21 protein-coding genes are annotated in these 20,389 nt (G+C 48.4%); 8 read left to right on the top strand and 13 right to left on the bottom strand.

The features are described from left to right. Positions 1-131 precede the first annotated feature (131 nt). On the bottom strand, positions 132-557 hold the full coding sequence (locus ACI1P2_RS17800) for an exosporium protein C (RefSeq protein ID WP_355321195.1): 426 nt from the start codon (positions 555-557) through the stop codon (positions 132-134). A 117-nt stretch (positions 558-674) separates the two neighbouring features. After that, positions 675-1,976, bottom strand: a complete 1,302-nt coding sequence (locus tag ACI1P2_RS17805) for a hypothetical protein (protein ID WP_355321196.1) — start codon at positions 1,974-1,976, stop codon at positions 675-677. A 208-nt stretch (positions 1,977-2,184) separates the two neighbouring features. Between ACI1P2_RS17805 and ACI1P2_RS17810 the strand changes: the two genes are divergently transcribed. The 5 genes from ACI1P2_RS17810 (at position 2,185) to ACI1P2_RS17830 (ending at position 6,952) form a co-directional block, all read left to right on the top strand. Then, the gene (locus ACI1P2_RS17810) at positions 2,185-2,556 is read left to right on the top strand and encodes an AbrB/MazE/SpoVT family DNA-binding domain-containing protein (protein WP_408976263.1); all 372 of its coding nucleotides are present in this window, start codon (positions 2,185-2,187) and stop codon (positions 2,554-2,556) included. Continuing rightward, positions 2,556-2,951, top strand: coding sequence for a type II toxin-antitoxin system PemK/MazF family toxin (locus tag ACI1P2_RS17815; protein ID WP_355321198.1), 396 nt, complete (start codon positions 2,556-2,558; stop codon positions 2,949-2,951). Before ACI1P2_RS17810 ends, ACI1P2_RS17815 begins: the two co-directional genes overlap by 1 nt. 242 nt (positions 2,952-3,193) lie before the next feature. Then, a complete protein-coding gene (locus tag ACI1P2_RS17820) occupies positions 3,194-4,603 on the top strand; it encodes a helix-turn-helix domain-containing protein (RefSeq protein ID WP_408976264.1) in 1,410 nt (469 codons plus the stop codon). Positions 4,604-4,900: 297 nt separating this feature from the next. Further along, entirely contained in the window at positions 4,901-6,208 is a 1,308-nt protein-coding gene (locus tag ACI1P2_RS17825) for a transcriptional regulator (RefSeq protein ID WP_355321200.1), read from the top strand. Positions 6,209-6,430: 222 nt separating this feature from the next. After that, positions 6,431-6,952, top strand: coding sequence for a TetR/AcrR family transcriptional regulator (locus ACI1P2_RS17830; RefSeq protein WP_355321201.1), 522 nt, complete (start codon positions 6,431-6,433; stop codon positions 6,950-6,952). A gap of 62 nt (positions 6,953-7,014) precedes the next feature. On the opposite strand, the gene ACI1P2_RS17835 is transcribed toward ACI1P2_RS17830, so the two are convergent. From ACI1P2_RS17835 to ACI1P2_RS17880, 10 genes are all read right to left on the bottom strand, one after another. After that, entirely contained in the window at positions 7,015-8,028 is a 1,014-nt protein-coding gene (locus ACI1P2_RS17835) for an SDR family NAD(P)-dependent oxidoreductase (protein WP_355321202.1), read from the bottom strand. A 252-nt stretch (positions 8,029-8,280) separates the two neighbouring features. Further along, the gene (locus tag ACI1P2_RS17840; RefSeq protein ID WP_355321203.1) at positions 8,281-8,997 is read right to left on the bottom strand and encodes a GntR family transcriptional regulator; all 717 of its coding nucleotides are present in this window, start codon (positions 8,995-8,997) and stop codon (positions 8,281-8,283) included. A 21-nt stretch (positions 8,998-9,018) separates the two neighbouring features. Next, positions 9,019-10,080, bottom strand: coding sequence for a CehA/McbA family metallohydrolase (locus ACI1P2_RS17845; protein WP_355321204.1), 1,062 nt, complete (start codon positions 10,078-10,080; stop codon positions 9,019-9,021). Further along, positions 10,034-10,552 (bottom strand): hypothetical protein, encoded by a 519-nt coding sequence (locus ACI1P2_RS17850; protein ID WP_355321205.1) that lies wholly within the window; start codon positions 10,550-10,552, stop codon positions 10,034-10,036. Before ACI1P2_RS17850 ends, ACI1P2_RS17845 begins: the two co-directional genes overlap by 47 nt. Beyond that, on the bottom strand, positions 10,549-11,991 hold the full coding sequence (locus ACI1P2_RS17855) for a hypothetical protein (protein WP_355321206.1): 1,443 nt from the start codon (positions 11,989-11,991) through the stop codon (positions 10,549-10,551). The genes ACI1P2_RS17850 and ACI1P2_RS17855 overlap by 4 nt, the downstream gene beginning before the upstream one ends. A 38-nt stretch (positions 11,992-12,029) precedes the next feature. Then, positions 12,030-12,872 (bottom strand): ABC transporter permease, encoded by an 843-nt coding sequence (locus ACI1P2_RS17860; RefSeq protein ID WP_355321207.1) that lies wholly within the window; start codon positions 12,870-12,872, stop codon positions 12,030-12,032. Positions 12,873-12,874: 2 nt separating this feature from the next. Further along, positions 12,875-14,047 (bottom strand): extracellular solute-binding protein, encoded by a 1,173-nt coding sequence (locus ACI1P2_RS17865; RefSeq protein ID WP_355321208.1) that lies wholly within the window; start codon positions 14,045-14,047, stop codon positions 12,875-12,877. A gap of 69 nt (positions 14,048-14,116) precedes the next feature. Then, positions 14,117-15,154, bottom strand: coding sequence for an ABC transporter ATP-binding protein (locus ACI1P2_RS17870; protein WP_355321209.1), 1,038 nt, complete (start codon positions 15,152-15,154; stop codon positions 14,117-14,119). Positions 15,155-15,181: 27 nt separating this feature from the next. Beyond that, positions 15,182-16,006, bottom strand: coding sequence for an ABC transporter permease (locus ACI1P2_RS17875; protein WP_355321210.1), 825 nt, complete (start codon positions 16,004-16,006; stop codon positions 15,182-15,184). Between the two features lie 205 nt (positions 16,007-16,211). After that, positions 16,212-16,958, bottom strand: a complete 747-nt coding sequence (locus tag ACI1P2_RS17880; RefSeq protein WP_355321211.1) for an alpha/beta fold hydrolase — start codon at positions 16,956-16,958, stop codon at positions 16,212-16,214. Between the two features lie 108 nt (positions 16,959-17,066). On the opposite strand from ACI1P2_RS17880, the gene ACI1P2_RS17885 reads away from it, so the two are divergent. Together ACI1P2_RS17885 and ACI1P2_RS17890 are read left to right on the top strand one after the other, a co-directional pair. Beyond that, on the top strand, positions 17,067-18,008 hold the full coding sequence (locus ACI1P2_RS17885) for a helix-turn-helix transcriptional regulator (protein ID WP_355321212.1): 942 nt from the start codon (positions 17,067-17,069) through the stop codon (positions 18,006-18,008). A 143-nt stretch (positions 18,009-18,151) separates the two neighbouring features. Beyond that, positions 18,152-18,616 (top strand): hypothetical protein, encoded by a 465-nt coding sequence (locus ACI1P2_RS17890; protein WP_355321213.1) that lies wholly within the window; start codon positions 18,152-18,154, stop codon positions 18,614-18,616. A 98-nt stretch (positions 18,617-18,714) separates the two neighbouring features. Here the strand turns inward: ACI1P2_RS17890 and ACI1P2_RS17895 are convergent, their stop codons facing one another. Beyond that, on the bottom strand, positions 18,715-19,308 hold the full coding sequence (locus tag ACI1P2_RS17895) for a TetR/AcrR family transcriptional regulator (protein WP_355321214.1): 594 nt from the start codon (positions 19,306-19,308) through the stop codon (positions 18,715-18,717). 201 nt (positions 19,309-19,509) lie between these two features. Here ACI1P2_RS17895 and ACI1P2_RS17900 point away from each other — a divergent pair, with 201 nt between their 5' ends. Continuing rightward, positions 19,510-20,373, top strand: a complete 864-nt coding sequence (locus tag ACI1P2_RS17900) for an SDR family oxidoreductase (RefSeq protein WP_355321215.1) — start codon at positions 19,510-19,512, stop codon at positions 20,371-20,373. Positions 20,374-20,389 lie beyond the last annotated feature (16 nt).

The following is a 20,389-nucleotide window of genomic DNA, read 5'->3' on the forward strand; positions in this document are numbered from 1 at the left end:
AATGCTTTCAAAAACACAATACTTATGTAAGCGTTTATTACACAAAAAATAAAAAACACTTATATCAATCCTCCTTAACGGAAGAAATGATATAAGTGTTCAAATAAAATAGTTCAGGACAAACTATGCTATCAGTTTCTCGTTTTCACAGCCAAACCGCTAAACGATATAGGTCCAACTACGTCGGCTCTTGTATTTGCCGTGCGGTTTTCTGCGGTAACTGTGTAGACATGGGTACCCGCAGGTACATTTCTATCTTCCGCCTGAAACGTAACTGCATAATTTTGTTCAGAACCGGCAGATTCGATGCCTTGCTGCGTGTTGAAAATCTCTCTTCCATCGCGGAAGACTCTAAAGAGAATTTGTGCAATGCCGGTGACACCCCGGACACCAACAGTCGCTACCAAATCTACCCGATTGGGTTGAGAATTCACCGGTATCCTTATACTGATCGTTGCAAGACGGGATCTTGCCGGGGAACGCCGGATAATAAATGAATTTGCCAGATTGAATCTGCTGCGGGGCTGAACGGCAGCTTTAGCGAGTATACGTGCCATAAGACATCACTCCTCTAGTAAGATATCTCCAAGGTATGTTGGACCAAAAACGAATGCTTGAGATAATCATCCAAAGAGAAGTAATTTCCATAGATGTCTTGATTCGAGTTGCCAGTATTAGAGCAAACGGTACCGGTTGCTTGGGCGGCCTCTGCGGCTATGCAGCTCGCTGCCCGTTATTTTCGCAGCCCCGCATTCAGTCAGGCTTCCCAGAATCCGCTGTACATGACGTGTCGTCATGGATAAGCCCGATGCCAGCTCTGCGGCAGTTACTTCCTCTCTCCCCATTCGGCGCAAATAGGCTTTGATTTTCTGATATGTTCGTATGCTCACGCCGGCCCTGTTCAGCTTCTTCAGCAATTCCGTATCATGGGAGAGGTAATGGTATGCGAGGGGTTCTTGCTCAGCGGAAGCCTCGATAATGGTTCCGTCTGCTTCGAACAGCACAACACCGCCGGATTTCGACTCTTTCGCGTACAAAATCGCTTTTCTTGCATTATTCTCCGCTACCAGAGCCGTTTCGCCAAAGCCGATTCCGGCCAGGGCTTTCAGCCCTGTATCCAGCTCAAGCTGTGTGATGGTTGCATTAAGCTCCTCCACGCTGCGCTGCATTTGGCCTCTTGAGCCAAACATCAGGTAACGCCCCGACCCGTCCTGATGAAGGGAGCCGTCGATCCGGTCGCAATGCTCAAGGAGCAGGCTTTTGATCTTCAGCTCGAGATGCTGCAGCCGGTAGCGCTCCGTGGTCTTCTGAACCTCCTCATGCAGCCTGTCCATCTCCAGCATCAGCACGCCCAGCTGGCTGTCCTTGAAGGCAGAGCTGCGGATTCTTTCTACCAGCATCCGAACGGCCTGCATGGAATCTATTTTGGTGGCGTCAATCTTGAATACCGGAACCTTTAGCTTGACGAGACCCTCATATACGGCGTACAGGCAGGTAAATGCAGCCTCGGTTGCTCCCTCCTGCCACAATCTTGCATGATGCTCCACCATTTCTTCCACGCTATAATCAACGGAAAATAAATATTTATGTACCTGATCCTCTGAAAAGGCCAGCTCTCTTAAACTGTCCCTCATCCCCCAGCTATCGTTATCCGGCATATCGATGGAGAGCCTTTCTACCGGACGTCCCAGGGTATATACCGCCTGAAGTATAGCTTTATAAAGGCTGCCGCCGGTCGGCGGGCAATATGTCGCATGCTCATGCTCAAGCAGGACAGCCTGGGCGGTTAAATAGGGGATCGGACCGGTAAACACCCATCCGTGCACGTTGTCCCGGTTACTGTGAATGATGTCTGCCGTTTCCCGGGCATGCTCGTAGGGAAACGTCTCGAATCTCAATTCGAGCTCCAGATCACCTAAAGCATGCAGCGTGCGGTCAATGGACAGCGAGGGTCCTACGATTCCAATGGTATACATCTGCTGCGCCCTGCCCCTTCCCTTTTCCGAGTCTCCTAATTGTCATCAAGTGAAAATGATAACCGCACATTCCCATTATACCCGCTGCATTATTGGGAATCCATTAATGGAGAAGAACGCGTAATGACTTGCAATTACATTGCTTGAATAATTTCGATTTGGTATCAGCCAGCAGTAACATTCAATAGTATCGCGGGCAAAACACAAAATGATAGGTAACCAAATTCAGTATTTTGGATATACTATGGATATACCTCAAGCGAAAGGTGTGGTACAATTGAAGCATGAAGATAAGAAAGGAATGATTCATGTGGCAACGACAACCATTGGCAAATGGGGAAACAGCATGGGCATACGCATTCCACAGGAGCTCCTGGAAACCGCACAATTAGGCTTGGGAGCGAAAGTCGAAATGGAGTTGATCCCTGATCAAGGCATTCTCTTACGCCCTGCCACAACTAAAAAGGCAAAAACGAATCGTGAATTGCGCAAGCTTTTCCTTTCGCTTCGTGGAAAGAATACTCCAGACCAAGCGCATGAGGAAATGTTCGTAGAACCAATGGGAGATGAGATCATTTAATGTCAACCAAAGGAACCGTAAAACGTGGTAGTGTCATCTGGTTAAATTTATATCCACATACCGGACACGAGCAAACCGGTTGGTGTCCTGCAATCGTCCTTTCCGATGGATTCATTGATCCATCCCTTAGTAAAATGGCCTTAATCGTACCCGTCACGAATCAGCAAAAGGGAAATACGTTTGAAGTTCCGGTACCTTCCGGAATTTCGACAACCGGAGCACAAATAACTTTTTCGGAGCTCAGCGGTGTGGTGCTGACCGATCATGTGAAATCGGTGGATCTTTCCGCTCGTAACGCTGAAGTTATCGGGGAAATCGATCCGAAATCGGAATTTTATCAGACGGTAGTTGATTATGTACGAGCTATTCTGGCCGATGCTGAGGATGATGAATAACGAACAGAGCTGAAAGCGTTAACGGAGCGGGATTCCTGGGTGATTCAACCACGATCCATTTCTGCCCGCGGAGTACACCCCCATGATCAGCCTTACGAGCCTCCCCTGCCTACATAAGTGGGATTTTGGCATAACTAAACCTCGGGGGTCCCCGAGGTTTTCTTAATATTTTTATGTCGAATCAATTGACCTGCGTTCGATAAATGGCTATATTTGTAATATAGTAGTAGAAACTTTCAGGGGTGGTTATTTTGAGCGATACAACCACGATTCGAGATCAATTGGATAGTTTCATGAAACAAAGAGAATTAAACATTTCACGTTTTGGCAAAATTTCCGGATTAAATGCGGGCACGATGAGCTCCCTCCTGAATGGCAACCGTGTGATGGCTTTAAATCAACTGGATCGAATCACCTCTGTCATGGAGCTGCCGGAAGGTTATTTTTATGAGCAATATATACAGGAGTATTTAAACGAGGCATCCCCCAATTGGCGCAGAATCAAGCCATTCTTGTATCGTTGCGCGGAACTGGGCAAGCTGGATTGTTTAAGACAAGCCGTTGGTTTGCTATTGGACAATTTAGTATATGCTCCTTTGCTTTTTGAGACGGCAGAGGATTTTTTTCATAACAATCAGGACAAGGCAGCGGCGATCCTGTACAAAGGTGTAGCTGAAAGTGAGACCCGTCAACATTCAGAACGGCTGGCAATGTGTCACTATCGTTTATTCTTATTGCAGATTAAAACAGATGATCAAACGCAAAATTTACGTGCGGCAACTCAATTTGAACCTTATGTCGAGCGTCTGGATGAAATAGATCAGTTGGATGCCTTGAAGGAATTAGCGAATACATACAGATCGCTTAGAGAGTGGGATAGACTAGAACAAACAGTAGATATAATGGAACCACTTGCGAAAGCCCTTTACTTCCAAAATGACCGACTCAAGGCGGGAAGGCAGTCACCAAAGAAAACAGGCAGACCCTTGTTCTTTTATATTGCTTATTCTCATTTGCTGCGGGCGTGTGTTAGCGAGGCGCGAGGGGATTACAAATCAGCACTGCAATACACCTATGAATACGCTGACTTGAGTTGGGTGAAGGAAACGGATGAAGATACGTTGCATTGGAAACGTTTATTCGATGAATGGGCACAAGCGAACATGTATGTAAACAAGCTATTCGCAGGAGAACTAGAAATCTTGCCAGACTATGTTGCATACATAGAGAAAAATCCGGATGAGATATTTCTTGCACTTTCCAACATTATGGAAGCTGCTAACCGCTTTAGCTTTAATGTAGACGATATACTTGCAAAATTTGATGAACATATCCAATCATATATTGAGGGAAGTCAAGAAATTGGTATATATGCAGATAAAATGATCAATGATCATATTCTTTATCTTATATATGAACTTGCCGATTATTATTTGACTAACAAAAAAGACTCAGATGGATTCAAATATTTAATAGAATGTTTAACAAGATCCATTATAATTAAAAACAAGCCGTATATTACCAAGTGTATGGTTCTGTTTGAAGTCTCTCGTGTACTAGCTTCTTCAGAAGCGGTAACAACCTATTACAATCTGATGAAAGAGGTGTACATAAATGAAAAGACCGGTCAGAAAACTCTTGCTATCAGTTAGTTTCTCACTGTGTTTAATCACAGCAATAACTAGTCCAGGGTTAGCGGGTACAATAATTCAGCTGTTTTCCCAACACGGTGGGGGTTAATATCGTATCTATACTTAATCATAAAGTAGTACCAGGATCAAAATGGTACTGCTTTTCTTTTTATTTTGATTAAACACAGACAATCAATGGTATTGTTCAAATAAGGTCCGTAAAATAAGAATCTAAAGTCGCTAAATCGCTAATTGACCTGTGTTCGATGAATGGATATATTTGTAACATAATAGTATAAACTTTCAGGGGTGGTTATTTTGAGCGATGCAACCACGATTCGAGACCAGTTAGATAGTTTCATGAAACAAAGGGAATTAAACATTACACGTATTAGCCAAATTTCCGGATTAAATCCAGGTACGATGAGTTCCGTCATGAGTGGAAACCGTGTGATGGCTTTGAATCAACTAGATCGAATCACCTCTGTCATGGAGCTGCCGGAAGGTTATTTTTATGAGCAATATATACAGGAATATTTAAACGAGGCAGCACCTAATTGGCGCAGAATCAGACCCTTCTTGTATCGCTGTGCAGAATTGGACAAATTGGATTGTTTGAGACAAACCGTTGGTTTGCTATTGGACAATTTAGTGTATGCTCCTTTGCTTTTTGAGACAGCTGAGGACTTTTTTCATAACAATCAGGATGAGGCAGCAACGATTTTGTACACGTGTGTTGCTGAAAGTGAAACTCGTCAATACTCAGAACGCCTTGCTATGTGTCACTTTCGTTTATTTTTACTACAGGTCAAGACAGATGATCATACGCAAAATTTACGTACAGCAACTCAATTTGAGCCTTATGTTGAGCGTCTGGATGAAACGGACCAATTGGATGCTTTGAAGGAGTTAGCGAATACGTACAGGTCGCTCAGAGAATGGGACAGATTAGAACAAACCGTAGATAAAATGGAGCCACTTGCTAAAGCTCTTTACTTTCAAAAGCGCCGGAACCGAACGAACGGACACACACCTAAGAAACCAGGAAGGCCCTTGTTCTTTTATGTTGCTTATTCTCATTTGCTTCGGGATTGTATTAGCGAGGCGCGAGGAGATTATAAACTAGCACTACAGTACACCTATGCCTACGCCGATTTAAACTGGGTGAAAGAGACAGATGAAGATACACTACACTGGAAACGTTTATTCGAGGAATGGGCAGAAGCGAACATGTATGTAAACAAGTTATTCGCGGGTGAGCTAGAAATCTTACCTGACTACGTAGCATATATAGAGAAAAATCCGAATGAAACATTTCTTGCCCTTTCAAACATTATGGAGGCGGCTAACCGATTTAACTTTAACGTAGACAATATACTTGCAAAATTTGATGAACACATCCAATCATACATGGAAGGTACGCAAGAAATCGGTCAATATGCAGATAAAATGATCAATGATCATATTCTTTACCTTTTATATGAGCTTGCCTATTATCATCTCACTAAAAAACCCGACTCGCATGGACTCAAATATTTACTGGAATGTGTGACAAGATCCTTTATAACAAAAAACAAGTCGTATCTTACCAAGTGTATGATGCTGCTAGTTTCTCGTTGTGTTTAATCCTGTCACAAATAGTTGAGATAGTAGTAGTACCAGAAATAACAATGGTACTACTTTTCTTTTTTTATGATTGATGCGAAACCGGCGCACAGCCTCCTTTTTTGAATAAGGACTAAGCAAACTCCTGATTTGTCCTTCTCTATCCTTATGTCGATGTACACTTGACTTTTTAGAATCGATGCCATAGCTTTATTAATAACTAAATAAATAGCAGGAGGATACATGAGTATTCAAGAAAATCGAAAGGAACAAATTATTGAAAAAGCCATTGAACTATTCTCCAAGTGGGGTTATTACAAAACGACAACAGGACTGGTCGCCAAGGCCGTCGGAGTTACCCAGCCCTATGTATTTCACTTTTTCAAAAATAAAGAAGAATTGTTCAAAGCGGTGCTTGACAGGGCCGTTGATCGTCTCGAATCGGCTTTTATTGGCATCGATGCTCCTGCGGACGCCGTAATTGACCACATGGGCCATGCTTTTGACGACCTTCTGCTGCACAACCGAAAAGAAATCCTGATGATCATGCAATCCTATTCCATTGCCGAGCCGGAGATCCGGTTGTACGTAAGAGGGAAGTTTGAACGGCTGTATAACGTGATATCGGGTATTTTGCAAAAGTCCGGAGTGGAAAATGCCCCTGCCGTTGCCAGCCAATTTATCGGGATGGGGCTAATGATTACAACCTCCGAAGTGCTTGAGCTGCCCCAACTGCGGCTGTTCAAAGTATCAAAGCATAATTAAGAATCTGAAGGCTGCCGCGGCAGCCTTCCTTCCTCTACCGATATGTGGCCTGCTGAATCTCTTCATTTTGCGGATAAATATTTCTCTTTTCTGCTCAAGTACCATTTCACTGTGTCCCGTATAGTATCTTCAAGCGGCCTATAGGCAATGGACAGCTCCCGCTGCGCCTTCTTTCCGCTCGTTCGTTTCATTTCTGTCATCACCTGAAGTTCTTGAATGGACAAGCTGGTCTCTGTATTTCTCAGCCGGGCCAATCGTTCATTAAACCAGGTGCTCATATAAACCATGGACTTGGGAAAGCTTTTGGACGGACCTGGTATACCGGAGGCTTTCCCCATGAAACGAAACAGCTCCTCCAAGCTTGAATAGTGTGCGGACAGGATGTACCGCTGACCCGTTAAAGCCGTTTCAGCCGCACGGTACATGGCAAGGGCAACATCCCTGGCATCGACAACATCGATACCGGATGGAAAATAACCCGGAATTTTGCGGGCGAGAAAGTTCAACACGAGCTGTCCGCTGCCGGTCGGGGCTGCATCGCCGGGACCAAACATCCATGCAGGCAGAACCGTAACCACCGGAATGCGGTGCTGCTGCATAAATTCATCAATGGCCTGATCACCGATAATCTTGCTCTTACCATACATATTCAATGCCTCGTCCGGAGCCAGCCGGTCCCCCTCATCACTGAGCCCTCCGTCTTTCCGCTTGCCGATCGTTGCATTGGAGCTGGTATGAACAATTTTGCCGACTCCGTATTGCTCTGCCAGTTCAAACATGCGTAATGTATTGACAACGTTGATTTTCATCAGGCTGTCCCAATGGCTCCCCCTGCCAAATGTCTCCCTGAAGTAGGCGGCTGTATTAAAAAGAACATCGCAATGCATCATCTGAGGCGCCCACCTCTCCACATCGGACAAATCCCCTATCACAACTTCTACATTCAAATCTTGGAGCAGCATCTGGACTTTCCCTGCGGATCGCACCAATATTTTGACCTCCCAGCCCTTCTCCACCAAAAGACGCACCAGATTGTTCCCCAGCAAACCCGTGCCGCCTGTGACAAATGCCCGCATGTCAATTCACCTCTTATGATTTATAAGTCAATAAATAAATGTGTAAAAAAAATTGCTGTGCTATTCATTTATTAATAGATAAATAAATATTAGTCGGGCATCTTAGATTTGTCAATGGGTTTGCCTTGCTGTCTTTGGATAAGAACCGTCCATCGACGAACTTTCTTTAATCTTCAAAAAAATAAACAGCGCGGCTGACCGCCGCGCCGGGTATAATGCCATTGTCATATTTACGGTTATTTCTCCGTTCTGTCAGCGGTTGCGTCGAACCCAGAACTGGAAAATATCGCTGCGCACATAATCATACGAATAGAGCACCTGCCTGTTCAGCTCATCATAATGAAGCTGCTTGAACAATAGCACGGCTGCCTGCTGCGAAGTTATGAGCCGGCGCGCGTGCGGATCCGTCCGGACCGGTACGGTCATCTCCGAGTATGCTCCTACAATACGAACTCCGGCCTTGTACTCGAAATTTTGAAACAGCGATCCTGTAAAAGAGCCGTCGACCATAATCGCCTCGGCAATTTGCTCGGGTATGTAATTGATCGAATGGGCCACCGCTTCTCCGTTGGCTGTTCTCGTGCGTTCCAGCACAACGACCGGTTCATGGCGGTCCAATTCCATCCGTTCCGCAATTTCACGCGGGCAGGAGTTCAGCAGCTTGATGGACTCAAGCTGCTCGTCTTCCTTCAGTCCTGCGGACCGGATCATGTCCCCGATGCTGTACAAGCGGTCGAGAGAGCTTGGAATAGCGGGCAGCGGACGTGTAATGAACGTTCCGCTCCCATGTTTGACGAGCAGTTTCCCCTCGTTTTCCAGCCGCTGTATTGCTCCACGGACCGTGGTGCGCGACACCTGAAAGGCTTGCGCCAGCGCGGTTTCGGGCGGCAGCTTGCCTCCCTGCCCGATCCCGCTGTCACGGATATAATCCTCGATCCGCTTTTTGATTTTTTCCTGTTTGGATGCCACGATAAAGCCTCTTTCCTTTCCTCAAAATTCGCAGCGCCCGCCGCTCCGTACAGCTGCTGCTTGAGCCGCCGGCGCATGAATATATACAGGATTGGTAAAAGCAACAAGGGTGACGGCATTCCCGAGACAGCCGAACAACTCGGCGCGCACCCATTGCAATGCAGCCTCAGCCTGAACCGTGAAGCTGTAAACAGCCGTCTCCGCCGGAATCTGCAGTTCGCCGCATACGCCCTGTCCACTTCTTAGCACAAGTCGTAAACGATCGCCTTGCAGTTCGTAAAACTCCCGCCGGACGTCCATATCCACATTCACGGTGAATTCCATCGCCATCTGATCAGGCTCGTCGTCCAATTGCACACGCTCGCCGATAGCATACTCACGCTCACCGCCTGCCATTTTGACTGATAAAGTAAGCAGTGGCCCCATGGTGACGGCAGCACGTCCCTGGCGTAACGCCTCGACGAACTGCACATGCAGAGGTACATCGTCTGTCTCGTCCACCCCAATGTAGGTGACGGCAGGCAGCGGATCGTCAGGCTTGCTGCCATGCCAATCACGGCCGCTCGTCGCCGTGATCCGGTAACCCTGATTCAGCAGGTCCGTCCACAGCGCGAAAGCTCTTTGGCTGTCACGCTTGACGGAAGGCATGAGGGTGGACCATACCTCAATGAAATCGACATCATTCCAATCCTGGATACTATATTCCCAGAAACAGCCTGTGCAGATCGGGCTGCCGATCCGGTATGGATGGGCCAGACCGGCAATGCCGCCCTGCTCATGCACAAGCTGTATGCCCTTATGAATGTCTTCCGGCCCCAATACCCGCCAGTCCACAAACTCCTTGACGCCCAGTGTCAGCATATGTCCGTAAAATGTCGTCCACTCCATGCCCGGCACAATGCGGATGCCGGTCTGCAGCTCTGCCTGCTCCGCACCCGCCAATCCGGACTGCGTATTATGATCGGTAAGAGCAATACAGCCCAGTCCGAGGCGGGCGGCGCTTTGTGTCAGCTCCAGCAGGCTGTGGGAACCGTCACTATGAAAGGTGTGGGTGTGCAGCTCGGATGGAATCCATTTCATCATCATACGCCTCTCCCTTCTGCGGCATTTCAGCCTCAACCTCAAGCCGATAGTTCAGCGTCTCCGTAACGACAGCGTGCAGGCTGACAGTCACACGCCATACGCCCTGCGGATTGATACCCGCCAGAAAACCGGGGGACGCTTCGGTCAAGCCAAGCCGGTGCTCCTGCCGGGGATCATGCCTGTGTGCAGCGCCGCGATGGCGGATCGGGTCGTCCACCGATAGCGTCAGCAGGTTCTTGAGAGGAGCGTATTTCTTCCAACCGTCACCGCCATCCTCTTCCGCGTATCCGTACTTTCGTATACTGTCCTGTATGATTACTCTGGCCTGTTCTTCGTCCGCCAGTAGCTTGGGATCGTAGGCAAAGCGAATGCAGACTGCCGAGACAGGCACAGGAATATGAAATGCATACGTAATGTGGCTGTGCGTGCACTCCGGGAAGACCAAACCTTCCGCAGCGAATAATTTTTTCATACTGCCCCGCTTTCCCCTGCCGTCCATAACACGGACACAGGCTGATGGCGTGTCAGCAGCCGCATAACCGGAGAGCGGATTTCATCGGCTGCCGGTCTGTAATGCTCATCCAGAACAAAAGCGCGCAGCTCTCCCACCCGCATCCGGTCCGCTCCTCCCTCAAGCAGGACGGCTTTAATCTCCTCTATGTCCTCAAGCGCTGCCAGACACGGCAGCTTGATCGTCGTCGAAAAATGAGCCTCCGCCCCTTCATACGCCGCCCGGAAACCGCCTGCACGCAAGTCATGATAACAGGATGAGTACCATTCATTCGAACCTTTAAGCCGCACTTGAATATCCACGCATCCGTCTTCCTCGCGGCTGTTAAAACCTCGCTTGGACAGGTCCTCAAGCTCTACGACGTCGGCTGGGAGCGGCTGCTTGAACAGCTGAACGAACACATAATAGCGCTGGTCCGCCAAGGCAATGGAAGGTGGTGCAGGCGGCAGTTCCAGCGGCTCCTGGCGCTTCATCTCCCAATTGGTGACCTGAAAAGCAAACGGGTGTTTCATCATGACGGCCTCGCGCGGCTCCTGTTCTGGCTTCCATTGGAAAGCCGGGGGCAGCATAAACCGGTAATCCGCAGTAATACGGTCCGTAAAATTCCCGTTCGTTGTCGCTGTCTGCAGTACCGGGTGCCCGCCCAGATCATATCCGCCGCCAAAGGAGGTGGTGACGTGATGTTCCCCCTGGAACACCGCGGTTACTGCATTTCCGGCTGCGTCCAGCTCGACACGGTACATCCATTCGATGTCCGTCGTCCTTCCCCACTTGCTCATCAGGAAAGGTGCCGGCGTTCCTTCATCCTCATGGCTGAACATCATCTGATATTCAATGACTGTTTTATCTTCACGCTCATCCACGGAATAAAACATCATTAACGGCGTATCGGTGAACCGGTTTTCATACGGATGGGCCAGACAGCGGCCGTACAGCAGAGGGGCATGCCGGTACACCAAGGCCTGTGCGGAAGAATCCGGAACGATTCGCACCTGCACGGCATCAATCCATGCTCTCTCCACTTTGGGTGAGGAGGCTTCAGCTCTGAACACCATTTCCACTTCATATTCTCCTGCCGTCAGATGTCCAAGCAGGCGTGTATATGTGAAAGAACTGCTGCCGTAAAAGAGAATGACATCCTGGTTACACTGTCCTCCCAGATATACACGCACAATAGCGGACTCGCGTTCCGGCTCCGACCAGTTGCTGTCCGATCGGGCCGTCAGGTCAAGCTCCGCAAACCCGTCCTCCAGCATGGTAAAAGAAAAACGGCAGCTGTTCTGCTCACTGATTTCCATCTCCGGACGCTGTTCTGCCAGCACGTATGCATCAGGCATTCCTTCCTTTTGCAGCCCGCTTTCGCTTTCCATCCGCTCTGCTTCCGTTTTACTTCCTGCCATTGTCATAAGTCCCTCCTTGATGTTCCATGGAATTCAGCTTAGTTGGCATCCGCATCCTGCACCATGGTCCGGATGTAGAAATAACCCATAAAAGAGCACAGTATAAACATAAACACAGCCATGGCGCTCGCCATGTGTGTTTCCTGATAGCTGGAGAACACCTGCTGCATAGCCACACCCAGTACCTGCGGCGAGTTGGCGCCGATCAGGAAGGGGGCGGTAAAGCTGCCGATCACGCCCATAAAGATAAAGGTTGCCGCTACCCACATTGTCTTGTACGACAGTGGCAGAATAAAACGAACAAACAGCTGCAGGGTACGCGCTCCGGCATCTCTTGCGCTTTCAATGACGGAATTCGGAATACCGGCAAGCGCCGAGCTGAGCAGCATGGTGGCAAACGGAATATTGAACCACAGATTGGCCAGCAGAAGCCCTTTGTAGTCATAAATAATCTTGGGGAACGAGTCGATTCCCAGTGTAAGCAGAAAACGCGGCGCCCAGCCATGATTGCTGTAGGTGGTGATCAAGGCATAGGTCGCAATGACCCCGGGAATGAACATCGGTACAAAATAGAGGCGCCGAATCCAGGTTACAACAAACCCGGAGCCAAAGCGCAAATATACCGCCATCGCGTAGCTGATGACCAGGGTCAGGATCGTGGATACAATCGTCAAATTGAGCGTGTACAGCACATTTTTGCGCATGGCAGCATCTGTGAACAGACGGATGTAATTTGCCAAGCCGAAACCGGTCCCGTTCTCGTCAATCAGGCTCTCTCTGATCGCGTACAGAATGGGGATGATCACAACGACGAGCAGAATGAGAAAAGAGGGGATGACCAGGAGCAGCCCCAGCATCCCTCTTTTAAATGATGTACTCATCATTAACCGCCCGCCACTTCACTCTGCCAGCGCTTGTAGATTTCCTGCTGCAGATCACCGCTGTTGAAGCTGCGGTAGCCGCCGGACACACTTTCAAATTGCTTTTGCAGCTCTGCCGGCATCAAGTCCCATTTAATGCCCGGATAACCGTAAATTTTGTTGATGACCGTCGTCTGGGCATCAGGGGAAAGCACGTAATCCAGCAGCTTCTGTACCGCTTCTTTCTTGCTCGAGAGAGCAGGCACCATCAGATAGGACGGTCCGCCCGTAAACGCAGGCTCAATCTGCGCAAGCTTCACGGTGTCCGGCAGCGTTCCTTTGTTCAATTGCTCCAGGGCCATATCAGACCAGGCCGGAATCATATCCACCTCGCCGCTGGCGAGCAGATCAAGCGTTCCTTGATTTTTCTTCGGGTACACGCCTTTTTCATACATAGATGGTCCCAGCTCTTTCAGCAGGGCGAAGCCTTGATCCCATTTTTCCATATTCGCGGGATCACTGCTATTCATGGCCTCGGGAGGCAGGAAATTATAAATGGCCGTGTTCACAAATGAGCTGCCCGCACCGCCCGTGGACGGATCGTTGTAGGCAAATTTGCCCGGGTGCTGACGAATCCATTCATACAGCTCGTCCGCCGTTTTAGGAGGCTCAGGCACGTTTGCGCTGTTATAGGCAAGCACGACGGAGGAGGCGCGGTAAGGCACTGCCTGATCGTTGACCTGCTTCAGGTAAGCTTCGTCAACATTGGCGAGGTTGGGCACCTTGGTGGTATCCAGCGTTTCCCACAAACCTTCTTTGCCTCCGCGTGTAATATCATCCAGGCTTCCTTCATACAGATCGATTTCGCTCTCCGACTGGCCGCTCTGTTTCGCTGCAATGAGCCGGTCCATCGTCGTAGCTCCTCCGGTGCCGGATGGCAGATAAACGAGCTTGACCTTGACGTCCTTGTTTTTGGCCTCAAAATCCGAAATCAGCGTCTCCCACAGCTCCTTGACGTTAAGCGATCCTGAAGTGTAGAGGGAGATTTCCGTTACAGCGCTCTCCGGTACTGCACTTCCCGCTTTGCCGCCTGCCGCCGCTGAGGAATCCGCTCCTCCACTGCTGCCGCAACCCGCCAGCAGCCCCAGGCCGAGCACCCCCGCCAACATCATGCTGAATCTCTTTTTCACAGACATCCTTTCTCCTCCTCAAATGAAGTCTATATTTATTGAACAAAGCGATGAAGGAAACGCCGCACCCGAGTTTTAAGCTTCGGGCGCAGGAAACGACACCACTCTGCTGAAGCCAATACGCACCTGCTGTCCGCTGCTGAGCCGGGCTGACTGTTCACGGGGAACGAACATTTTGAGCACCTGCTCCCCGCTTTCCACGGACACCTCTGCATAATGTCCAAGAATCATAACTTGCCGGATCGTGCCAGGCAGAGAATTTGGCTCCTGCTCCGTCGTCAGATAAACATCCTCCGGGCGCACGGCCGCAATGACTGCCCCGTCAACCTCGCGCTCCTGCTCGAACCGCGCCTCTCCCACGGCCACGCTGCGTCCGGTACTGACACCCTTGATCAGATTGATGCGCCCGATGAAACCGGCCACAAACAGCGTACGCGGCTGATCGTAAATCTCCTGCGGTGTGGACAGCTGCTCAATTTCGCCTGCCCTCATGACAACGATGCGGTCGGAGATCGACAAGGCCTCCTCCTGGTCATGCGTGACGAAGATCATCGTCATGCCGGTCCGCCTTTGAATGTCGCGCAGTTCTTCCCGCATCTCCATGCGCAGCTTGGCGTCCAGCGCCGAGAAGGGCTCGTCCAGCAGCAGCACCTCCGGCTCCAGCAGCAATGCCCGCGCCAGAGCCACCCGCTGCTGCTGTCCGCCGGACAGCTGTCCCGGCAACTTGCGCTCCGCGCTTTCCAGCTGAACCAGCTTCAGCGCCTCCTGAACTAGTCCGCGGATCTCATCCTTTTTCTTCTTGCGCAGCTTGAGTCCAAAGGCGAGATTTTCATACACGGTCATGTGCGGCCACAGGTTGTAGCTTTGGAAGACCATGGCCGTTGGCCTTTTTTCCGGAGGAAGATGCAGAATGCTGCTGCCCCGGATTTGAATATCCCCGCTGTCGGGAGCCAGAAAACCGCCGATGGAGCGAAGCACTGTCGTTTTGCCACAGCCGGAGGGGCCGAGCAGCGTCACCAGCTCCCCTTTTATCACATCGAGCGAAATGCCCTTTACCCCGTCCCCCGTCTTGAATCGTTTGCTCAGATCATGAATGGATAATTGAATCGACATACTTCAAGCCCCTTTACTTCAGAAAAGTCATTTTACTTGGAAGCCGCCTGCCAGCACATCCGCACTGACAAAACGCCTTGCGGCAAGCAGCAGGATGACCGTCGGCAAGGTAAGAATGACCGAAAAGACCGCACCGGTGGTGTTCGGATAATCGGCTATGATGGAATACATGATGACAGGCATCGTTTTGTAGTCAGGTATGCCGACCAGCAGCGTTCCCTGCGCCTCATCCAACGAAGCGAGAAAGGTAAATACGGAAGCCACCATAATGCCCGGCATCGCCATGGGAAGCGTGATCTTCCAGAACACGCGCAGCGGTCCCGCCCCCGCGTCCCGCGCCGACTCCTCCTGCGCCCGGTGCACACTGCGAAAGGAAGCCGCAGGAATCCAGGTCATGTACATGAGCGTGTTGACCATATGGATCAGTACGATGCCCACGAACGTGTTCATCAGCCCGAACTTGTAGAACAGCACCGCAATGGACACGTACAGCCCCATTTTGGGAAAGGCATGTGTAAGCAAAAAGGAAAACAGGAACCACCGGCTGAGCGGAAACGTTATCCGCGCAAAAGCATAAGCGGCAGGCACACACAGAATGACCGAGCTTACAGTAACTACTACAGCGATCAGGAACGAGAGCCACATCGAGCTGAGCACATCATCCTGGCTTAACACGAACCTCCACCATTCCAGGGAAAAGCTCTGGGGCAGCAGCGCCGGATACTGCCATTTTCCGGAGACGGCCAAAATCAGCAGGTTCAATAAAGGAACGAGAAAAAATACGACAAAAACAATCAATACCAGAAACTCAAGAATTTTGCGTTTGCCGAGTGAACGTAAATACCAGATCACAGTTCATCCCTTTCAAAGAAGTCTAGACGTCTAAATCTCTTACACCTATGAATATAAAGGGCGAATGTTATCGGCGCTTCAGGAGGAAGGAGAGGTTATGTTAAAGTCGCGGGGAAAACAAACCTTTTTGTAAAAGGTATAAAAAACGGCCATTCTAAAAAAGACCACTGAAGTCGTGCCTTCAATGATCTTTTACAACAGCTGCTTATAGTTTGGAATTCGGTAGAATCCATTCGGCTAGAAAGCTACGTAATGCTTCTATCAATCCATCCGGATCGCTTATCATAGGCAAGTGCCCGGTATTTAAGGTTTTGACTTGCTGCGGGGATAAATTTAGAATCATTTTATCCTGGAGAGACTGGCTAAATTCCTTGTCCTCCATTAATTTGATATATAGCTTGGGCACCGAAGGAACAGACACATCCAGTTTCCCTGTGTATACGCCGACAGGCTCCGGAGTAAAGTTCCTGACAATTTCCTCGGTTTGTTCCTGGGAAAGACCGCTGCATAAGCTGGAACGGATGACTGATTCAGGGGGACGGGTGCCAAAGAATCGCAGAAGAACGGGCATTAGTATCCGTCCAGGAAAAGGTAATACGGAAATAAAAGACCCTCCCTTCTTGGGAATTGCCGCTCCAACGGCTGCAAATCCCACCAGGCGTCCCCTTAATTCTGCGGCGGCTCTCAAGGCCGGAATTGCTCCAAGGGAATGAGCCACGATAACAAATCTTTCTACCTTCCACTCTTCCAACTGCCTTTGGATATAAGCTGTATAGTCATGAAGCGAAAGCTTCCGGGCAGATTCGTGTTTGCCGTTACGCAGCGGGAAATCTACCATTAAACAAGGATTGTCCAATCCCGCAGCAACCTTTTCCCAAATCCCCCGATTTAAGCCGGCGCCATGAATAAATGCGAAGCCGATCTTTTCCCGAGCATATTGTTCAACGTTCATCTGAAGTCCCTCCGTATTCATAATTTATAGGGACACTATAACCGAAAAACCGGTCAATTTCTGTCTTATTTAAAGATATAATATTAAGAAAGAAGGAGGGATGAACTTTTGTTAAAAGCACAGCGCCTCATCCAGCTGATCATGATCATTAACGCTAAAAAATCTTTTACGGTCCAGGAACTGGCAGATGAATTTGGCCTGTCCTACCGGACAATCACAAGAGATTTACAAGAACTGAGTGAACTCGGTATCCCGCTCTATTCCATTCAGGGACGTGGAGGAGGTTACAAGCTGCTGCGGGACAGAACACTTCCCCCGATTGCATTCTCGGAAAGCGAGGCCATCGCCTTATTTTTCGCTTGTCAGTCTTTGCAGTTTTTCGGTTCATTACCTTTTGAAGAAGGGGCCAGTTCGGCTCTGAACAAGTTCTATCACTATCTTCCCGATGATATCAAAGAACAACTTGATCGTCTCAAAAATAAAGTCGCTATTTGGAGCCCTTATCGAGCAACAGACCCGGAATGTTTGAAAACACTGCTGCAGGCCATCATGACTCGCAGCGCCGTAAGTATTGAGTACAACTCCCGTCACGGTGTAAAACAACGGAATATTCAGCCGGTCGGTCTCTATTCGAGCCATGGCTACTGGTATTGCCCCGCTTTTTGCTTTCTGAAAGGAGATTACAGATTGTTCCGTGCTGACCGAATTTTAAAGGCTCAACTGAATGAGACTCTCCCCTGGCGGAAAGATGTCGAGCAATTCGATTTAAGGAACCCGCCTGAAAAAAACGGAGCTGGCCAGACTTCTCTAACCGTCGAACTCACTGCAAACGGTGTGCGGCTGCTTGAATCAGACACCTGGTTCGGCCCTGCCATTGATCGCCGCGAAGACGGCAGCGGAACGGCAACCATCCTCGTACCTGCAGAGAATATAAAATTTTACTTGGATTTGGTCTGGCAATTGGGGGAAGATGCAAGGGTTCTTGAGCCAACGGAAGCGATTGAGTATATCAAGCAAAAAATCAAGATCATGAGTTTGAATTATAACTAAACAAAGAAAGACGCGCGGGAAAAAGAACAAGAACTTGGATCTCATATGGTGATTATATTGAGCATTTTCTAATTATTCATACGGAGGTGTGTAATATTTCAACGCGATTTGGCAGGAAAAAGAACATTCTAATAATACTGAGTGTGCTGACTTTTGGATTGCTGTGTTATGTTTTTTATAGCGGGTATATGTATACAAATACTTATTACAAATATGAGCATATTAAGGGAGTCGTTGTAGAACTCTCTGATAATAGACCCGGTATAGGCTCAACTACTCAATCCATTAAATCAACGGATGAGCAGGAAATTGCTGAGGTCATTCGACTCTTACACGAAAGGACGGTTATCAAATTATTTCCTGACATAGGACCTGTGAAAGTTTATACGAAGGACTATTTTGATTTGCGAATTGAGCTTATTTCGGATACCGAATTAACTTTAGAGTACCGCATTGATTCTTTAGGGCGTGTTGAAGTCACAAAGGGCTTCGGTAATAAAGCTTCAAACACAATGATTTTGGGTGGCAGCAGTAAGGAATGGTTTAATGAAATGAAAGACTTGTTTGAGGAAAAAAAGCAGAACAGCTTGTGGTCATACAGAAAATAGGAGTGAAACGGCAAACCGCCGTTTCACTTTCTTTACTCATAACACTTACTTTTCAATGCAGTTGGCACTTTAAGCGTTTAATATAAAAAGGCGTTTCATTACACGGCTGTTTGCTCCCAAAAAGGGGCCAAATTGACTGATATCACCTCAATGACTTCTTCAAACATCGTTTCCACCGGGCGACATTGAGGGTTCCGGCTCCACTGTAAAGCCGGTCCGAATATGCTCCAACTGATAATGAGTGCCATAGCTTCCAATTTTTCTTGTGAAAAGCCCTGTATGTCCACTTCATTTACCCGTTTAAGCAGAAGCAGATGAATATCCTGCCGCATGGCATTTTCAAACATCGCTTCAAACTGCTTGTCTCCCGGCGTACTGCATTGTTGAAACTGCAAAAGAAAATCGAATATGGCTTGAATAAGGATTCGCAAATTGTCCGCGTTGCATCTTGCTTCTTCCGGCAGTCTATTCATTATCGTCATTTGGAACTTTTCCGTCATCCAGTATTCAAGAAATTCATATTTATCCTGAAAATGCGCATAAAATGTTGTCCGATTTACGGCCGCTTGATTCGTAATATCGTGCACGGAAATGGAATAGATGTTTCTCTTTTTCCCAATCAAATCGTTAAAAGCCTGCACGAACAGTTGACGGGTTCTTTTAACACGCGGATCCTCGGGATTTACCGACATTTTACCACCCACTTTCTCTTAAACTCAAAAAACAGACAAAAAGGCAAAAATGTTGGGAACACAACAAAAGCAGCTTTTTGCAGGTTGTTTGGCCAAGTCAATCCTTCTATCTTTTACTTATACGATTATGATTGCACAAACAACATCGTATGACAAGAAACCCTTTTTATCTGATTTAAACATGAAAGGAAGAACAATAAAATGATTGTTGTTACTGGAGCGAATGGGAAATTAGGTCGGCAGGTCGTAGAGGAACTTCTCAAGCGTGTTCCTGTCGAGGATCTTGGTGTGAGTGTCCGTGATGCGAGCAAGGTACAGGACCTAAAAGAACGCGGAGTCCGTGTACGGCAAGGAAATTTCGATGATTCCGAAAGTCTTCTTCACGCCTTTGAGGGAGCGTCTCAAGTTCTCATGATCTCGTCTCACTCCTTGGGGGAAGCTGCTGTTCGTCAGCATCAAACCGCAATCGACTCGGCTAAGAAAGCCGGTGTTAGTAGACTGCTGTACACTAGCCAAATGTTTTCATCTGCAACGTCAAATTTTCCGCCCATGGACGTTCATGCTGCTACAGAAGAGATGCTACAATCTTCAGGGATGGCTTTCACGTCGCTGCGAAACGGCTTTTATGCCGCATCAGCGATCATGTGGATGGGGGATGCCTTGCAAACAGGGGAATTGATTGCCCCGGAAGATGGCCCTGTTGCCTGGACTACCCATTCCGACCTGGCCGAAGCCACAGCGGTAATCCTGACAGAGCAGAGATATGATGGTATAACTCCTTCCCTAACGGCTTCCGAGGCGATTGACATGGATAGAATTGCATCGATTGCTTCCAAGGTCCTGGATCGACCGATTCGGCGAATCGTCGTGTCGGATGATGAATATCGGAACCACTTGGTGTCCCGAGGTCTGCCGGAAGCGATGGTCAGTATGCTTACAGGTATGTTTCAGGCAAGTCGACAGGGAGATTTAGCGCAAACCGGTCCCGCTTTGGAAAACCTGATTGGCAGACCCCCGGTAAGTTTTTCCGGATTTTTTGAAAGCTTATCTTTAAAGGGTTATTAATTCAACTTTCGCAGCT

The organism is Paenibacillus jiangxiensis, assembly GCF_046098255.1.
GTDB lineage: Bacteria > Bacillota > Bacilli > Paenibacillales > Paenibacillaceae > Paenibacillus > Paenibacillus jiagnxiensis.

Excerpts from the sequence above, each read along its gene's own strand:
- ACI1P2_RS17835 (WP_355321202.1), bottom strand. The coding sequence starts at position 8,028 with ATGCGGGCATTTGTCACAGGCGGCACGGGTTTGCTGGGGAACAATCTG.
- ACI1P2_RS17830 (WP_355321201.1), top strand. The coding sequence starts at position 6,431 with ATGAGTATTCAAGAAAATCGAAAGGAACAAATTATTGAAAAAGCCATT.
- ACI1P2_RS17860 (WP_355321207.1), bottom strand. The coding sequence starts at position 12,872 with ATGAGTACATCATTTAAAAGAGGGATGCTGGGGCTGCTCCTGGTCATC.
- ACI1P2_RS17810 (WP_408976263.1), top strand. The coding sequence starts at position 2,185 with ATGATAGGTAACCAAATTCAGTATTTTGGATATACTATGGATATACCT.
- ACI1P2_RS17850 (WP_355321205.1), bottom strand. The coding sequence starts at position 10,552 with ATGAAAAAATTATTCGCTGCGGAAGGTTTGGTCTTCCCGGAGTGCACG.
- ACI1P2_RS17800 (WP_355321195.1), bottom strand. The coding sequence starts at position 557 with ATGGCACGTATACTCGCTAAAGCTGCCGTTCAGCCCCGCAGCAGATTC.
- ACI1P2_RS17870 (WP_355321209.1), bottom strand. The coding sequence starts at position 15,154 with ATGTCGATTCAATTATCCATTCATGATCTGAGCAAACGATTCAAGACG.
- ACI1P2_RS17855 (WP_355321206.1), bottom strand. The coding sequence starts at position 11,991 with ATGGCAGGAAGTAAAACGGAAGCAGAGCGGATGGAAAGCGAAAGCGGG.
- ACI1P2_RS17900 (WP_355321215.1), top strand. The coding sequence starts at position 19,510 with ATGATTGTTGTTACTGGAGCGAATGGGAAATTAGGTCGGCAGGTCGTA.
- ACI1P2_RS17865 (WP_355321208.1), bottom strand. The coding sequence starts at position 14,047 with ATGTCTGTGAAAAAGAGATTCAGCATGATGTTGGCGGGGGTGCTCGGC.
- ACI1P2_RS17805 (WP_355321196.1), bottom strand. The coding sequence starts at position 1,976 with ATGTATACCATTGGAATCGTAGGACCCTCGCTGTCCATTGACCGCACG.
- ACI1P2_RS17880 (WP_355321211.1), bottom strand. The coding sequence starts at position 16,958 with ATGAACGTTGAACAATATGCTCGGGAAAAGATCGGCTTCGCATTTATT.
- ACI1P2_RS17815 (WP_355321198.1), top strand. The coding sequence starts at position 2,556 with ATGTCAACCAAAGGAACCGTAAAACGTGGTAGTGTCATCTGGTTAAAT.
- ACI1P2_RS17895 (WP_355321214.1), bottom strand. The coding sequence starts at position 19,308 with ATGTCGGTAAATCCCGAGGATCCGCGTGTTAAAAGAACCCGTCAACTG.
- ACI1P2_RS17845 (WP_355321204.1), bottom strand. The coding sequence starts at position 10,080 with ATGATGAAATGGATTCCATCCGAGCTGCACACCCACACCTTTCATAGT.